Source organism: Ktedonobacter sp. SOSP1-52, assembly GCF_016587395.1.
This window is the reverse complement of sequence record NZ_BNJH01000001.1, coordinates 1458331-1475044: the sequence shown is the minus strand read 5'-3', so window position 1 is coordinate 1475044 and position 16714 is coordinate 1458331. Positions and strand designations below refer to the sequence as shown.

Below are 16714 nucleotides of genomic sequence, written 5' to 3'. Positions count from 1 at the left end.
CAATTGATGGCAATTTCAGTAGAGAATTTTGCAGGAGGTTGAAGATGTTTCGTTGCCTCAATACGGGTGCATTGTCATTATCTGTGCATGTTGAGGAAGCACTGGGGCTAGCGTCTCGCCATGGTTTCGCGGGCCTGGATCTTCCTATCGGTGAATTGTTTCGACTCGCGGAAGCATCATCTGTGCAAGAGGTAAAGGATCTCTTTCATTCAACAGGAGTGCGTGCTGGGAGTTGGGCACCACCGGTTGATTATTATGGGGACGAAGCGTCGTATCGGGCTGGATTGGAGCTACTCCCAGCATACGCGAAGTTCGCTCAGGCACTGGGGAGTCCCCGGTGCTGTACCTGGGTTAAGCCTTTCTCGGATACACTAGAGTATGAAGCCAACCTGGAATTCCATATACAGCGCTTGCGGCCAATTGCGCGCATCCTTGCTGATTCTGGCTGCCGCTTCGGGTTGGAATTTGTTGGGGCGAAGACATTTCGGGCCGGTCATCGCTATGAATTTATCTCTACACTTCAGGGGATTTTAGACCTTGGCGAACGCATCGCCACAGGGAATGTAGGACTACTGCTTGACAGCTTCCATTGGTATACCTCGCATGGTTCATCTGAAGATCTCACATATTTAAGCGTTGATCAGGTGGTCTCTGTTCACTTGAATGATGCCCCTGTTCATAGGAGCGTTGATGAACAGATAGATAATCAGCGCCTTCTACCAGGCACAAGTGGAAAGATCAATATCACTGATTTCCTTCAAGTGTTGAAGCGTATGCACTATGAAGGTCCAGTCGTCGTTGAGCCGTTTAATGCTGAATTGGCGAAGCTGCCTGCCGATGAGAGGGTGGACGCAGTCAAACAAAGCCTGGACAAGGTATGGGCGCTGGCTGGCCTCGCGTAAGCCACGAGAATAGAGTCGGCATCAATACATAACATTCTCAGCTACCTTCATATCCATCAACTGCTGTAACTTCGCTAGCGTATCCGTTTCGGGCAGCGGTGTATAGATCATGATTTTGAGTTCGGGCGTGGTAGGCACCTGTAAGGTTGTATGCTCAAACATCAGGCGTCCTACGAGCGGATGCTCTATGCCTTTCCGTGCATCGGCTCTACCACGTACATCGTGACGGGGCCACCATGCGCGAAACTCAGGGCTTACGCGCTGTAAGTCGGCGATCAAGCGTTTGAACCATTCTTCATCGGCATAATACACACTATCAGCACGGAATTCCGCTAGCACTTTCTGCGCTACCTGCTCCCACTTAGGGTTGTATATATGAAGACTCATCGGATCAGCAAAAATACGCCAGACAGCATTATATTCATATGGCGGCACCGACCTCGACAGCAAAAAGACATGCTCAGCAGTAGTGTTCCAGGCGAGAAAATTCCAACGACGACCAACGACGAAGGCGGGAGTAGGATTGAGCGCGTCAAGCACATGGCGTAACGCAGGGCTTACCTGTTCATGAGATGCGTGTGTATCGACGGGGTGTTGCTGACCGGCAAGCAAGAAGAGATGTTGCCGTTCGGCGGGCGTGAGTTGTAACGCATCTGCAATGCTATGGAGCACCTCGCTTGAAGGATGAATATCGCGTCCTTGCTCCAACAGGGTATACCAGGAAACGCCCACATTCGCTAGCTGCGCCACCTCTTCGCGCCGCAATCCTGGGGTGCGCCGCCTCCCACCACGTATTAACCCGACCTGTTCAGGCGAGAGGCGCATACGCCGAGTGCGGAGAAAATCCGCCAGGTCCTGTCTACGTTGTTCGTCGCCTATCATCCTCGTTGCTCCTTATCCTGCTAGTCTCAATCATATGATAAAGCGGCTCTGGTTATACGCTAGCCACCATGGCATACTCCTCAGTGTATCACACATCGTGATTGTCGTCGTTTCAACGAGAGAAAGAGAAAAATTTTTATGGTATCGCATTCAGCGAATGAACATAGTAATCTGCCAGCCACAGCCGCAGGAACATTCACCATGGCCGAGGGTCTGACGGTCACCCGCATGGGGTATGGCGCGATGCAGTTGGCTGGCCCGCACGTGTTCGGCCCACCCGCCGACCGCGACGCTGCCGTGGCCGTACTGCGCGAGGCGCTGGCGCTGGGTATCACGCACATCGACACGGCCGACTTCTACGGCCCGCATGTCACCAACCAGATCATCAAGGAAGCCCTGCACCCCTATCCCGACTCGTTGCACATCGTTACCAAGGTCGGAGCTTTGCGAGACGCCGAGGGCAACTGGCCGCAGGCGCTAGCTCCCGAGCAACTGCGCCAGGCCGTGTACGATAACCTGCGGAACCTCGGGCTCGATGTGCTCGACGTCGTCAACCTGCGCGTCGGGGGGTTAGACAGCCCCACTCCCGGCTCGATCGCCGAGCCGTTCACGGCGCTCGCACAACTGCAGCAAGAAGGACTGATCAAGCACCTAGGTCTTAGCACCGTGACCGCCGAGCAGATCGCCGAGGCACAGTCCATCGCGCCGATTGTGTGCGTGCAGAACTTCTACAACCTCGCCCACCGGGTCGACGATGAGCTGATCGACTCCCTCGCCGCACAGAACATCGCCTACGTGCCCTACTTCCCGCTCGGTGGCTTCTCCCCTCTTCAGTCCGACAAGCTGAGATTAGTCGCCACCCGTCTCGACGCCACACCGATGGCCGTCGCGCTGGCGTGGCTGCTACAGCGCTCACCGAACATTCTGCTTATCCCAGGTACCTCATCCGTCGCGCATCTGCGCGACAATGTCACCGGTGCCACGCTGACCCTTTCCGAGGACGAGCTGACCGAGCTGAACAGCGTTGCCTCATAAACATGACCACAAAGACCTGTCCCCTGCCTCCCGCGAAGGAGAGGCAGGGGACAGCTACATGTTTAGAACCAACCCGACTCTCAAGCCATGCAAACGGTGATTCCCATTTCTTGTAAGTGCATCACCACATCAGTGGGAGCGTCGCGATCAGTGACTAGCGTCCGCATAGTTGTTATTGGCGTGATCGAATGGAGTGCGACTTTGCCAATTTTCGTGTGGTCTGCGAGGATGATGGTTTGTTGCGCGCGCTGCATCGTCAGGCGATGTGTCAGGGTTTCCAGTTGATTGGGGCCCGTTAGCCCATAAATGGGGTGCAGGCCAGTAACACCGAGAAAGGCCTTCTCCACATAGATCTGACTCAAGCTCTGCTCAGCAAGAGGGCCAACCAGAGCAAAGAAATCGTCCAGCTGTAAACCGCCGGTCAATGTTAGCGTAATCCCCTTTGTGCCCGCCAGTTCCATGGCAATGTTGACAGCATTCGTCACTACCGTCAATGGTTGGATCTGGGCGTGACGGATAGCGCGTGCCAGGTAGGTCGTTGTGGTGCCTGGAGAAAGCGCTATGGCATCACCTGGTTGAATCAAATGTAGGGCGGCTTGCGCGATTTGCGTCTTCTCTTCGACCTGCTTACTCATATTCGTTTGAAACGTCAGCTCATGGCCATAAGCGCTATAGGACAACATGTCGATGAGAACAGCCCCTCCGTGAACGCGGCGAAGCAGGTTCTGCTTTTCCAGGCGCTCTAAATCCCGCCGGATCGTAGAAGTGTTTACCTCTAGTTGACAACTCAACTCTTCTGCATCAACGCGTCCAAGACGACGTAATTCCTGTAAGATAAATTCGGCTCGCTTTGCTCCGTTGGTCATGTTCCCTCTCGTGCACATTCTCAGTGGGGCCATTATAGGCCTCCCTTGATCATAAGTCAATAATCACGCATATTTTGTAGGAATCTTCTAAAAGCGTGCAATATTTTTGCACGAATGTGCATTGACAGCGATCAATTGACGCATTATACTGGGAAGAGAACGATATGATCACTTCTTTATAGTAGAAAATGGAGCTTAGATCTTCTATGAAAGTGTTAGTCACTGGTGGTACTGGCTATATTGGCTCACACACAGTGCGAGAACTAACAGCTCGTGGCTATGATGTGGTGGTGCTTGATACGCTGGAGAGAAGTAGCAGGCAGACGATTGGTTCACTTCCCTTCTATCAAGGAAGTATTACCGATGATGCGTTTCTTGAGCGCGTCTTTGCACAGGAAAAGCCCGACGCAGTTATTCACTTTGCCGCCTACAAAGCGCCGGGTGAGTCAATGCTCGAGCCAGAAAAATATTTTCGTACCAACGTTGGCGGGACCATCTCGCTGCTCGAAACAATGGCTCGCCACCAGGTACGCTTCATTGTGTTTTCGTCCAGTTGTTCTGTCTTTGGTACCCCTACGCAACTGCCCGTCACGGAGAATGCCCCGTTCAGCCCAGAGAGTGTGTATGGCGAGACGAAGCTGATGGGCGAGACCTTGCTCAGGTGGTTTGAGAAAACGCGAGACATTCGCTATGCGGCGCTGCGCTATTTTAATGCATCAGGCGCCTCGCTCGACAATGTGATCGGCGAAGACTGGGACCGCACACAGAATCTGATTCCGCTGGTCATGAAGGCGGCGCTGGGTGTTACCCCATCGATCAAGGTGTTTGGCACTGATTATCCCACCACGGATGGGACCGCTGTGCGTGACTATATCCATGTGGTGGACCTGGCGATTGCGCATGTGAAAGCGCTTGAGTATATCCAGCGGACCAATACCAGCGAGGCCTATAATCTGGGAACGGGCGTAGGCAATTCGGTCCAGGAAGTGATCAACGCAGCCAGGCGTATCAGTGGTGTTGACTTCAAGGTAGAATATGCTCCACGCCGCCCTGGCGATCCTGCGGCAGTCTGGGCTGATTGCCGCAAAGCAGAACGTGAGCTGGACTGGAAAGCCCAGTATGATCTGGAAGTCATTCTGCAAACGGCCTGGAAATGGCACAGCACGCATGTGCAGGGTTTTCGTAACTGAGCACATGCCACCTTTCCACAAACTTGTTCAAGCATTCCTTCTCATTAGGTATGGAGTATGCTATGACACTACCCCCAACAGCGCACCAGGCAGAAGCTATCTGGGAAGAGCGCTGGCATCCACTACGTGAGGAGTGGGTGGTTATCGCCGCCCATCGGCAAAATCGTCCCTGGATTGGGGCAACGGTCGAAAACACGGCCGCCTCTGTCCCATCCTATCTTGCAGATTGCTATCTCTGTCCCGGCAACCAGCGTATCAGTGGTCAGAGTAATCCGCATTATGAACGGACGTTTGTATTTGATAATGATCATCCCTGCGTTGGTCAGGATGCGCCCGCCGAACTGGCTATTCCTGCACCCCCTAACCGCGTACGCCGCGCCCAGGGACATGCACGGGTCATCTGTTATAGCCCATTGCATAATTTGACGCTTGCCGAGATGCCCCTTGCTCATATCACTGAAGTGGTCCAGGTCTGGCAACAACAAACGCTGGATCTGGGCACGCGCGATGCTGTAAAGCACGTGCTCTGCTTTGAGAATAAGGGCGAGGTGGTTGGAGTCTCCAATCCACATCCACATGGCCAGATCTATGCAACCAACTTTGTGTTTAAGACGATTGAGCAAGAATTGCAAGCCTCGCAACGCTACTTGAATGAGACCGGGCGTCGCCTCTTTGCCGATATCATTGCCGCTGAGCAGACCGATGGCCGGCGTATTCTTTTTGAAGATGAGTATAGCATTGCGTTTATCCCCTATTTTGCGCGTTACGCGTATGAAGTTTACCTCGCACCAAAGAGAGGCGTGCCACATATTCACGCCTTGACCGACGCGGAAACGGCATCTTTGGCACAGGCACTCAAGCAGGTGACTGTGCGTTTTGATAACCTCTGGCAGATGCCCTTTCCCTACGTGATGCCGTTGCACCAGGCCCCCTGTGATGGTGGAGACTATCGCGCCTATCACTTCTTCATTGCCTTTCACCCACCCTTGCGACGCCCAAATGTGCTCAAATATCTGGCTGGCCCCGAAATCGGGGGTGGAAATTTCATCAGCGACACGTCCCCGGAGGCGAAAGCCGCTGAACTGTTGGCTCTACCAACAACGCATTATCGAGAGTTGTGAGGTGTGAAATGATCGCAAATGCAGCCAAGCTCCTGGCCCAGTTACGCACTATCCATGCCGCCATTCGTGATGCGGTGGTGACTGTTTGCGAGCAACAGGCCATTGAGCAGCTCTCGCTGGTGGTGGCAGAACAGGCCGGTGATACCATTTTCGCCATTGATCGCATCTCTGAAGAGGTCTTGATCGAACATTTCAGCGTCCTGTCCCAGGAACGCTCATTTGTGTTAATAGCAGAAGGTCTGGGCGAGGATGGAATTATGACCTTTCCTGCGAGAACTGCGCCTGACGAGGCAGAGCTACGTATCATTATCGACCCCATTGATGGAACACGAGGGTTGATGTATCAGAAACGTGCGGCCTGGATTTTAACAGGGGTGGCTCCTAATCGTGGTCCCCTGACCGGTCTCCACGATATCGAGATCGCGCTTCAGACAGAGATTCCGCTGGTTAAGCAGCACCTGAGCGATACGCTCTGGGCTATTGCGGGCCAGGGCGCGCAAGGCGAACGCGTGAACCGCATAACAGGCGAGCACTCTCCGCTGCAGATCCAGCCGTCACAGGCGACAACGATCGCCAATGGGTATGGTAGCATCGCGCGTTTCTTCCCAGGTGGCCGCGCCGAACTGGCAGAGATTGAGGATACAGTGATTGAGCGTATCCTTGGTCCAGGAAGCGAGGGGAGGGCGCGCACCTTTGAAGATCAGTACATCTCATCGGGTGGCCAGCTCTACGAATTATTAGTGGGGCACGATCGCTGGATCGCGGACCTGCGCCCCGGCATTGAGGCCCAGATGCGCGCTCGGGGGCAGATTTTTGGCTTATGCGGCCATCCGTATGATCTCTGCACCGAATTGATTGCGCGTGAGGCAGGGATCATCGTGACCGACGAGCATGGAGAACTGCTTTCAGCACCGCTCGATGTGACCTCCAACGTCACCTGGATCGGCTATGCCAACCAGGCTATTCAGCAGCAGGTCGCTCCAGTGTTACACGACGCGCTGCGCCAGCGAGGGCTTTTCACCTCTCAAACAACAAAGGAATATTCATAATGTGGCGATTTACACACGTGCCAGAGTCGACACGGGCGGACGCCGAACGCTTTCTGTCGAACCTGAACAAGCAGGCTGATTTTTTCTCTCCCCAGCAATCAGTCGTGGTGGCGCGCGCGCCTGGCCGCCTGGATCTGATGGGCGGAATCGCCGATTATTCGGGCGCGCTCGTCCTGGAGTTGCCGCTTGCCGCCGCCACCTGGGCAGCAGTCCAGTTTAGCGATGAGCCAGCAATCACGCTGCGGAGTACAGGGGTTGAGGATACACCGCAGGTGACGATAGAACTCGCCGAACTCGCCAGGCTGGATTATGCCGCGGCACACACCCTCCTCACCCGTAATCCCGAGCGTTCCTGGGCAGCCTATGTCGCCGGATGTCTGATTGTTTTACAACGTGAGTGTGGGTTGCTAGTGGAGCGTGGCCTGCGTCTCTTTCTCCACTCAAATGTTCCGGCAGGCAAGGGCGTCAGTTCGTCGGCCGCGCTCGAGGTTGCGACCATGCAGGCGTTATCGACGCTCTATGAGATGCGTATCGCTGGTCGTGAGCTGGCACTTCTCTGCCAGAAAGTGGAAAATCTCGTTGTTGGGGCGCCATGCGGTATTATGGACCAGATGACCTCGGCCTGTGGCGAGCAGGATAGTTTGCTGGCCCTGCTCTGCCAGCCAGCCGAATTGCAGGAGAGCATCACGCTTCCAAGCGAGCTAGAAGTCTGGGGAATTGATTCAGGGATTCGTCATGCCGTGACCGGCGCAGATTATGGCTCAGTACGCATCGGAGCTTTTATGGGCTACCGCATCATTGCTGACCTGGCTGGCCTGCCAGTCCAAGCCCAGGGTGAGCAAAGCGTTTCCATCGAGGACAGTAGATGGCAGGGCTATCTGGCAAATATTTCCCCCTCGCTCTGGGAGGAAGCGTATCGCGATCGTCTTCCACACCAGATCCATGGCACAGCCTTTTTGCGTCAGTACCAGGGCTCGACGGATAGCGTGACACATATCGACCCAACGTGTACATACGCCGTTCGTCAGCCGACAGCCCACCCGATTTACGAGCACCATCGCGTACGCCTCTTCCGTACCCTACTCGCGCGCCCAGTGCTCACTGAAGAAGACTGTTACCTGCTCGGCGAGCTGATGTATCAATCACATGCCAGCTATAGCGCTTGTGGCCTTGGCTCAAACGGAACCGACCGTCTGGTAGAACTGGTGCGTCAGGTCGGACCGAAAGCCAATCTCTATGGAGCAAAGATTACTGGCGGTGGCAGTGGTGGAACCATCGCAGTCCTTGCCCGACGCGGCTCACAGGCGCAAATTGAACACATTGCTGCACTGTACGCGCAGGAGACAGGGTATGCTGTTGAGATTCTGGGAGGCTCTTCTCCCGGGGCAGTTGCCTGGGGTTCTCAACAACTTGTCATCGCGTGAGCTCCGAAGAATGCACCAGAACAGATAGAAGACACTTGACCGTCAATGCGACAACATGTTTTTAAGGGACCTGCCTCTTATCTGTCGATTGGATGCTTCGTACATGCTGTGGTTTTGCTGGAGAGAAACAGTATACTTTTCTTCTGTATCACTATGAGCGGGATGGGTGGACCCCATTGAGAGCAGGAGGGATATGCTTCATGCTCATATATCTAGGAGGAAAGTATGTCAAGGAAGAGACACTTTCGACTACTATCATTTGCCATTGTAGCGCTGCTACTCTGTTCCGTCGCGGCAATGGTCACGCTGCAGTCGCCTGGTGCTGCCAGAGCAGCCAGCGTACCAACGGGCCTGCATGTGGTAGGAAACCAGATTGTAGATGGCAGTGGCCATGTCTTTGTGTCCCACGGGGTAGACCGTATGGGCACGGAATACCAGTGTACCAAGAGCGCGACAAACGCGCCCACCGACTTCGACGGGCCAGTCGACCAGGCAACCGTCAACAATATGCTGGCCTGGGGCATCAACAGCGTGCGTGTACCTCTGAATGAAGACTGCTGGCTGGGCATCAATGGCTTTCCCGCCAACGGGAGATCGGCCGCGCAATACCAGGCAGACATTGTCAGTTGGGTGAATTTGCTGAACGCGAATGGCCTGGTGGTCATTCTTGATCTGCACTGGAACAATTCCGGAAGTAATCAGTCGACAGGTCAGCAACCAATGACGGACCTGGATCACGCCCCGGCTTTCTGGGCCTCGGTGGCAAATACGTTCAAGAGCAATTCATCGGTAATGTTCGATCTATATAACGAGCCCCACGACATTAGCTGGGCCTGCTGGCTTAGCGGTAGTACGGCCCCCCAATCGGGGAACTGCTCCAGTGTGGGATTTGCCGTGGCCGGAATGCAGACGCTGATCAACACCGTGCGTGCCACAGGGGCGACCAATATCCTGCTATTGGGCGGCCTGGCGTGGTCAAATGATCTCTCGCAGTGGCTGGCGAATAAGCCCAGCGATCCGCAGAACAATCTGGCCGCCTCAGTGCACATCTACAATTTTAACGCGTGCTCCAACAGTAGTTGCTGGGATTCGCAGATCGCGCCAGTCATCGCGCAGGTACCAGTGATCGCTGGTGAGATCGGCGAGAATGATTGCGCCTCTGGTTTTGTCAATACATTGACGAGCTGGTTCGATTCTCATAATACTGGATATCTGGCCTGGACCTGGACAGCCAGCGGCAACTGCGGCGGCACACCAGCGCTGATCAGCGACTGGAACGGTACGCCGACGAACTATGGCGCTGGATACAAAGCGCACTTGCTCTCACTGGGTGGCACGCCTACGCCCACGCCGACCGCGACTTCAACCAATACACCTACGCCTACTCCAACCACCACGAGTACGCCTACACCTACTCCAACCACTACGAGTACACCTACACCTACTCCGACCTCCGGGAGTTGTAAGGTAACCTACACGGTAACAAATCAGTGGACGGGTGGCTTTGGCGCGACCTTTACGATTACCAATACCGGGTCAACGCCAATCAACAGCTGGAGCCTGCAATTCGCCTTCCCTAATGGACAGACGATCACCCAGCTGTGGAACGGGAACTACACGCAGAGCGGGGCCAACGTAACGATCACCAACCTCTCCTATAACGGAAGCATTCCCGCGGGAGGCACGGTAAGCTCGGAACCTGGCTTTAATGGGTCCTGGAGCAGCGCTAATAATCCGCCGACCTCCTTTACTCTCAATGGTTCTCATTGTAGCGTCGGATAAACATCGTAAACGAAGCAGGCGGCTGGTCAGTCACCTGCTTCGTCTCACCCTCGTCTCACGCCCAATTTTCCGCTCGACTCACTGAACACAAATAATTTCCAGTATTCGTTCCACCATGAGAGACAACGGGATGATATTCCACTAGTACTCTATCAAAGTTGATTGGAAAGGTAGGGAGTGCAGAGGGGCGTCAGCTCCTCTGCGTCTCAATTCCCTGCCGCCGCAGGCGGCATGAAACCTTTTCCATGAAGATTGACAGAACACTAGATAATCCTGGATGTTTCCTTACTACTTATCCGAAACCCTGAGCGCGAAGCGCTAGGCACGCCAGTGACGTTGGGTTTCGGAATAAGATCTTGGTCCAAGGAAGGAAAAGGAAAATAATGATGTTTCATCGTCTCACTCGAAAAGGATTTTTCGTCGTAACATTGGTGTTTCTCCTCTTAGCGTTTGTGTGCAGCATGCCTTTGCTCAAGGCATCGGCCGCCGATACGCTCGGTTCAACAGCAGCGACAAAGGGCCGTGTCTTTGGGGCCGCAGTCACAGGTAATCTCCTTGGCACGACGCCGTACACGACCATTTTTGATCGTGAGTTCACAGGCACCACTCCCGGCAACGAAATGAAATGGCAGACGACCGAGCCTTCGCAAGGTACGTTCAATTTCGGACCTGGTGACGCCATTGTCGCTCATGCCCAGGCTCATAACATGAAAGTGCGTGGTCATACTCTGGTCTGGCATAACCAGCTTGCAAGCTGGGTCAGCAATATCACCTCGGGTACGGCGCTCCTGAGTGCTATGCAGAATCACATTACCGGTGAAGTGAGCCATTATAAGGGCGAGATCTGGTACTGGGATGTCGTCAATGAGGCACTCAACGATGATGGGACACGCCGGAGTGACATCTTCCAGAATGAAATCGGGAACGCCTATATCGAAGACGCCTTTGTGTCTGCTCACGCGGCTGACCCCAATGCCAAGCTGTGCTACAACGACTATAACATCGAAGGCATTAATGCAAAGAGCACAGCCGCCTACAACATGGTCAAGGACTTCAAGGCACGGGGTATCCCCATCGACTGTGTCGGTTTCCAGTCGCACCTGATCGTGGGTCAGGAGCCATCAGACTTCCAGACCAACTTGCAGCGCTTCGCCGATCTCGGCCTTGATGTACAGATTACGGAGCTGGATATTCGTATGCCAACTCCTGCCAGTAGCGCGAACCTTCAGCAGCAAGCGACCGACTACAGTAAGGTTGTAACTGCCTGCCTGGCAGTTACTCGTTGCAACGATATTACAACATGGGGTGTTGGAGATCCGGACTCATGGATACCAGGCGCCTTCTCTGGTCAAGGGGCGGCACTGCTTTTTGATGACAACTACAACCCGAAGCCAGCATACACTGCTGTTATTCAAGCTCTTGGTGGTGGGATAAGCGTCACTCCCACGCCAATCGGCCAGACTCCCACGCCGACCCCAATAAATACACCATCCCCAACTCCATCGCCTGTTGCTGGAAGTGTCCATGTGGCCTATCAGGTGGTAGACCAGTGGCCGGGCGGCTTTACGACAAATGTCACAATTACTAACAATACTTCGACGGCCATTAATGGATGGACATTAAAGTTCTCGTTTCCTGGAACGCAACAGGTTACCAATCTCTGGAATGGTCAGGTGACGCAATCCGGGAACCAGGTAACGATTACTAATGCCAGCTATAACGCGACGATTGCTCCGGGAAGCTCTATCTCGCTGGGCTTCAATGGAAGTTGGAACGGAAGCAATCCTACCCCGACCTCGTTTACCCTGAATGGGACGCCGACCAACTAATTCATTGATACCTTACAACGGAATTAAAAAGCCGAATTTCAAGCCGCTGCCTGTGAAGCAGGTAGAGATACCTAAGCCGGGAACGAACAAAAACGGCCCTTAGCGATTACCACCGTAAAGGGCCGCTGTGTTCAAACAGCGACGACGCGGGGGGCGCTTGCTCTACTTGGTAGTGAATGTTGATCTCAGGTGCTTGCTGTTGACAACCACCACGACGCCGAGCAGGAGCAGTCCGCAGACACCCTGTTCGATCTTCATCCACAGCGGGAAGGTGCCAGGGAGCGCGATGATGACCACAATGGCTACCAACATGATGGCGGAGACAAGCCGGAGTCGAAGGTACCCCCCACGGGAGCCGCGGGCCATCTGGGCGGCGAAGAAGGTCGTGAGCAAGGCAGAGGCCACGACAATGGTCCCACGGACCCAGACCGCCGGGGTCACGATTGCGGTGTTGTCGCGCAGCAAGACGATGGCCACGAGGGTAAGCATGCTGAGGCCAAGGTAGCAGCCAACGAGCAGCTTCACGTTACGGAATGCCGTCTGACTCTGCGGATGATTCAGGTGTTCTTCGGTGATGATGCGGGCAGTCATGATATAATCCTTTCTTCAAACGTGCCTGTTGTTTCTCTGTCTTCGGTTCGACCATTCGGTGAACTCGATGGGTCGAGTATAGCCGGCATCAGCTCATTGACGCCCGTCCCATCGGTCACGAATCACAGGTCTATTTCTGCGCCTCTCTGGTATGACCTGCGTCATAGGTCAATCGGGCGGACCTATGACCGCAGACACTAGCGAGCGAGAAGAAACGTCGGGTATACTGAGGAAAACAAACACAACATATCTCTCACAGGAAGCTGGACGGATCCATGATAGGCAAGCGAGAACAGATCATCCATACACATCCCATCCCATTCGGCTGGTTCCAACGCTCGGCTGCCTCTTGCGTCGCTGGCATTGGCTATCTCTTCGGTCTCTTTCTGGTGCAGCGCACCCTGGTCAGCGTTCTTCTGCTTACGGGGATCTATGGTGCCTGGCTCTTGATCTATCATCTCGGAAGACGACGCGCCCATCTCGGTTGGTTGCTTGCCTTGTTCTGTCTGGCTTGCGCCTCTCTCTTTCTCCCTTTGCCGCGCACGAACGTCTATTGGCTCCCGATCCTCCCAACCATGACTGCTTGCCTGATGATGGTGACCAAACCACGCGTTCTCGGTCTGCTCGCGGCAGGTGTCCTCTGGCTGAGTACCAGCCTCGCGCTTGGCCTCCTCACCCGGCAGTGGGATGCTGGCGGTCAGATGATTCTCCTGATCTCGTTTAGCTCTACCTGTGGATGCACGGCGACCATCAGCGAACTCGCGGCGGCCCACGCACAACTACGGGAGTATAGCGCCCAGGTGGAGGAACTCTCCATCATCCGCGAGCGCAACCGAATTGCCCGCGAGATCCACGACACGCTTGGCCACTCGCTGACGCTGCTCGCGGTCCAACTGGAAACGGCCACGCAGCACGAAATGCGCGGCGATCCCCGTTTGCGCGAGGAGCTCCTGGAAGCGCGCCAGGTGGCGAAATCCTGCCTGACGGACGTTCGTCATTCCGTCGAGGCGCTCCGGCCCGACGAAGCCACCAGCGGTTCGTTGCATGAGCAGTTGCGCAGGCTGGTGACGGCCTGCGAAGCCATCAGCCGAGAACCCCGGATCACGCTTGATCTGGAAGAGGTGCTCCCCCCATTGCATCCAGACGTGTGCCTGACGCTTTACCGCTGCGCACAGGAGGCGCTAACCAATATTCGCAAGCATGCACGCGCGACGAAAGTGCTGCTACGCCTCTCCACAAACGATGCGCAGGTAGAACTGACGGTGCTGGACAACGGCCAGGGGCATCTACCGAAGCACGAGCACAGCGCATCTGGCTTCGGCCTGCGGGGCATGCGCGAGCGTGTCGCGAGTCTTTGTGGGACACTGCGGGCTGGTCCGGAACCCCGGCACGGTTGGCGCGTTGAAGTGATCATCCCACTCACACAACAAGGGCAAGCGGAGCGGAGCTCAACTTACGCACGCCAAAAGAAGGAGAACGTCTAGCTATGGCAGAACGGATTCGTGTCATGATTGTGGATGACCAGCGCCTGCTGTGCGAGGGCTTTCGCAAGCTGATTGAGCTGGAATCGGACTTGGAGGTGATCGGTATAGCAGGAGATGGCAAGGAAGCGTTGGCGATCGTCGAACGCCTCCAGGCTGAACACATGCTTCCTGATGTGGTGCTGATGGATGTACGCATGCCACGTCTGGATGGAATCGCCGCGACGCATGCTCTCAAAGAGCGCTGGCCTGAAATCCGCGTCATCATCCTGACAACCTTTGACGATCGAGAGCTGATCCAGACTGGTCTGCAAGCAGGGGCTCTGGGCTATGTGCTCAAAGACATTACCGCAGAGCAACTCGCGGCAGCTATTCGGGTGGTCGCACAGGGACAGGTTCTTCTGCATCCCGATGTTGCACATAAAGTCCTGACTTCCCTTTCTTCTGCACAAAGCTTGCCCGCCGTGACCGCTCCTGCTCCCCCTACATTCGATGGCGTGTGCGACGTAGAGCAGTTAACCGAGCGAGAGCGGGAGATTCTGACCTTGCTTACGCGTGGTGCCTCCAATCGTGAGATCAGCGAGACCCTCTACATCGCGAGCGGCACCGTCAAGAATCACCTCAGCAACATCCTGGGCAAGCTAGGGGTACGCGACCGGACGCAGGCGGCACTCAAAGCCAGAGAACTCGGATTGCTGTAAAAAGAGGAGGTGTTACTCTGGCAACGCATCAGGAGCCAGATATGTTACACCTTCTAAAAGCATCAGCAAGACATTCTGGGCCATCTGTTCTGATGACATCGTAGTGGTATCCTGGCTCCACTGGATAGCCGCTCCGAGAATCGTCCAGCTCATGAGCTGGGCCACCATCTCCACTGGTATCCGCCACCTTATCTGCGTGCGCCTGCTCTTTTTCAACCAGATGTTGAGGAGTGTGGCCAGTTCCTCCTGGGTTACCTGTTTAACCAAGGGGTCAATGATATCCAATGGGGGGCACTGACGATGCATGCTCTTGAAATAGTCCAACGAAGTCTCAATGAGCAAATGCAAGGTCTTTCGCTCCCATTGCGACTCGGACGGGAGCGTGCTTGTCAGCAAATCTCGGAATTCCTCACGGAGAATGGCCTCCAACAATGCATACTTATCTGCAAAGTGAGCATAAAAGGTTCCTCGATGGACATTAGCTCGCTCGGTAATCTCCTGAATACTCATGGCGGTAAAACCTTTCTCTTGCATAATTTCAAGGAAAGCCTGCCATAATACCTGACGAGTGCGTTGGGCACGTCGATCGATGTTTTTCGGAGGGGTCGCCATTGGCAAGTGCTCCTGTTCCTGCTTTCTTTGGCCACGATTCTGCCAGATACTGTACCCTTTTTCCCGACAGACGGGCTCTTTTGTTCCCTAACCGACAAAAGGGCTTGATTGCACATGGCTTGCTGTGCATTTTCTCCTTATTATTGTAGACAACGTTTGCCTGGCCTGGCAACAGGAATGACAGACAGGCAAGACTATTTGAGCAATACCGTCAAAGGAGAAATAGATGGAGATCGATATTCCCAAAACCATGAAGGCCATACGCTTTCATACCTACGGAGACCCCGAAGTGTTACAGTTTGAGGACATTCCATTGCCCAGTGCCCAAGCAGGAGAGGTGCTCGTTCGTGTCCATGCTGCTGGGGTGAATCCCGGTGATTGGCAGATGCGTTCAGGGCTTGCCCACAGAAAATTCCAAATCGACGTCCCGCTCCCCTACATTCCAGGCTATGATGTCTCTGGGATTGTGGAAGCCGTTGGACCCGGTGTCACGACCTTCCAGAGGGGAGATGCAGTGTATGGCATGACCACTCACGGCGCGGCGTACGCGGAATATACCACTGCTGATCCTTCGCACCTGGCTTTCAAGCCAGTGTCCATTGATCACATTCAGGCGGCAGGGGTGCCCATGTCTGCCTTTACCGCATGGCATACGCTCTTTGTGCGTACGCGTGTCGTGGCTGGCCAGACGGTTCTCGTCAATGGGGCAGCAGGAGGCGTTGGGCACTTTGCTGTGCAACTGGCGAAAGCGCAAGGGGCACGGGTAATCGGGGTCGCCTCAGGACGCAACGAGGCATTTCTGCGCGAACTTGGCGTTGATCTCTTTATCGACTATACCACCACGCCTGTGGAACAGGTTGCACATGACGTTGATCTCGTCATTGACACGGTGGGCGGTGAGAACGGGAATCGCTTGCTCTCTGTGCTCAAACGCGGCGGTACGCTGATTCCAACTACCTGGGGCCATTACTCCACTGAGAGCGCGGCCTCGGCTTCTTTGACCGTTGAGGACGTAGTCCTGTTGCTTCCTACGACGGCACAGCTCGCTGAGATTGGCAAGCTTATCGATACAGGTCGTGTACGCGTCGAGGTTTCGATGGTTCAACCGCTGGCAGAAGCATATAAGGCACACGAACTGAGCGAAAGTGGTCATGCACGCGGGAAAATCGTTCTGCGTGTCATAGAGGAACGTTCCTCACCATTGTGAGCAAAGTGGACCAGACCAGGTAGACATTCGACCAGGTGCACA

The 16714-nt window shown here is 54.8% G+C and carries 15 protein-coding genes; 11 read left to right on the top strand and 4 right to left on the bottom strand.

The features are described from left to right. The first annotated feature begins 44 nt into the window (after positions 1-44). Complete coding sequence (locus JMJ16_RS06725) at positions 45-902, top strand: sugar phosphate isomerase/epimerase (protein ID WP_201379502.1); 858 nt, start codon at positions 45-47, stop codon at positions 900-902. Positions 903-923: 21 nt separating this feature from the next. Here JMJ16_RS06725 and JMJ16_RS06720 read toward each other — a convergent pair whose 3' ends face one another. Further along, complete coding sequence (locus tag JMJ16_RS06720; protein ID WP_201379500.1) at positions 924-1784, bottom strand: helix-turn-helix transcriptional regulator; 861 nt, start codon at positions 1782-1784, stop codon at positions 924-926. Between the two features lie 138 nt (positions 1785-1922). Here JMJ16_RS06720 and JMJ16_RS06715 point away from each other — a divergent pair, with 138 nt between their 5' ends. Continuing rightward, positions 1923-2819, top strand: a complete 897-nt coding sequence (locus JMJ16_RS06715) for an aldo/keto reductase family oxidoreductase (RefSeq protein ID WP_201379498.1) — start codon at positions 1923-1925, stop codon at positions 2817-2819. An 80-nt stretch (positions 2820-2899) separates the two neighbouring features. On the opposite strand, the gene JMJ16_RS06710 is transcribed toward JMJ16_RS06715, so the two are convergent. Further along, positions 2900-3685, bottom strand: a complete 786-nt coding sequence (locus JMJ16_RS06710) for a DeoR/GlpR family DNA-binding transcription regulator (protein WP_201379496.1) — start codon at positions 3683-3685, stop codon at positions 2900-2902. A gap of 206 nt (positions 3686-3891) precedes the next feature. Here JMJ16_RS06710 and galE point away from each other — a divergent pair, with 206 nt between their 5' ends. The 6 genes from galE (at position 3892) to JMJ16_RS06675 (ending at position 12080) form a co-directional block, all read left to right on the top strand. Continuing rightward, positions 3892-4875: a UDP-glucose 4-epimerase GalE gene (gene galE / locus JMJ16_RS06705; RefSeq protein WP_201379495.1), complete on the top strand. Its 984-nt coding sequence runs from the start codon at positions 3892-3894 to the stop codon at positions 4873-4875. Between the two features lie 62 nt (positions 4876-4937). Then, positions 4938-5996, top strand: a complete 1059-nt coding sequence (gene galT / locus JMJ16_RS06700; RefSeq protein ID WP_201379494.1) for a galactose-1-phosphate uridylyltransferase — start codon at positions 4938-4940, stop codon at positions 5994-5996. An 8-nt stretch (positions 5997-6004) separates the two neighbouring features. Continuing rightward, positions 6005-7045, top strand: a complete 1041-nt coding sequence (locus JMJ16_RS06695; protein ID WP_201379493.1) for an inositol monophosphatase family protein — start codon at positions 6005-6007, stop codon at positions 7043-7045. Further along, positions 7045-8469, top strand: a complete 1425-nt coding sequence (locus JMJ16_RS06690; protein WP_201379492.1) for a galactokinase family protein — start codon at positions 7045-7047, stop codon at positions 8467-8469. The genes JMJ16_RS06695 and JMJ16_RS06690 overlap by 1 nt, the downstream gene beginning before the upstream one ends. A 225-nt stretch (positions 8470-8694) precedes the next feature. Then, a complete protein-coding gene (locus tag JMJ16_RS06685) occupies positions 8695-10251 on the top strand; it encodes a cellulase family glycosylhydrolase (RefSeq protein ID WP_236601230.1) in 1557 nt (518 codons plus the stop codon). 383 nt (positions 10252-10634) lie between these two features. Continuing rightward, complete coding sequence (locus JMJ16_RS06675; RefSeq protein WP_201379491.1) at positions 10635-12080, top strand: endo-1,4-beta-xylanase; 1446 nt, start codon at positions 10635-10637, stop codon at positions 12078-12080. Between the two features lie 162 nt (positions 12081-12242). Here JMJ16_RS06675 and JMJ16_RS06670 read toward each other — a convergent pair whose 3' ends face one another. Continuing rightward, a complete protein-coding gene (locus JMJ16_RS06670) occupies positions 12243-12671 on the bottom strand; it encodes a hypothetical protein (protein ID WP_201379490.1) in 429 nt (142 codons plus the stop codon). Positions 12672-12946: 275 nt separating this feature from the next. On the opposite strand from JMJ16_RS06670, the gene JMJ16_RS06665 reads away from it, so the two are divergent. Then, positions 12947-14155 carry a sensor histidine kinase gene (locus tag JMJ16_RS06665; protein WP_201379489.1) on the top strand — a complete coding sequence of 403 codons (1209 nt, stop codon included), beginning with the start codon at positions 12947-12949 and terminating at the stop codon, positions 14153-14155. Between the two features lie 2 nt (positions 14156-14157). Then, on the top strand, positions 14158-14853 hold the full coding sequence (locus tag JMJ16_RS06660; protein WP_201379488.1) for a response regulator transcription factor: 696 nt from the start codon (positions 14158-14160) through the stop codon (positions 14851-14853). A 12-nt stretch (positions 14854-14865) separates the two neighbouring features. Here the strand turns inward: JMJ16_RS06660 and JMJ16_RS06655 are convergent, their stop codons facing one another. Next, positions 14866-15465, bottom strand: coding sequence for a TetR/AcrR family transcriptional regulator (locus JMJ16_RS06655; protein WP_201379486.1), 600 nt, complete (start codon positions 15463-15465; stop codon positions 14866-14868). A 226-nt stretch (positions 15466-15691) separates the two neighbouring features. Here JMJ16_RS06655 and JMJ16_RS06650 point away from each other — a divergent pair, with 226 nt between their 5' ends. Continuing rightward, complete coding sequence (locus tag JMJ16_RS06650; protein ID WP_201379484.1) at positions 15692-16672, top strand: NADP-dependent oxidoreductase; 981 nt, start codon at positions 15692-15694, stop codon at positions 16670-16672. Positions 16673-16714: the final 42 nt, after the last annotated feature.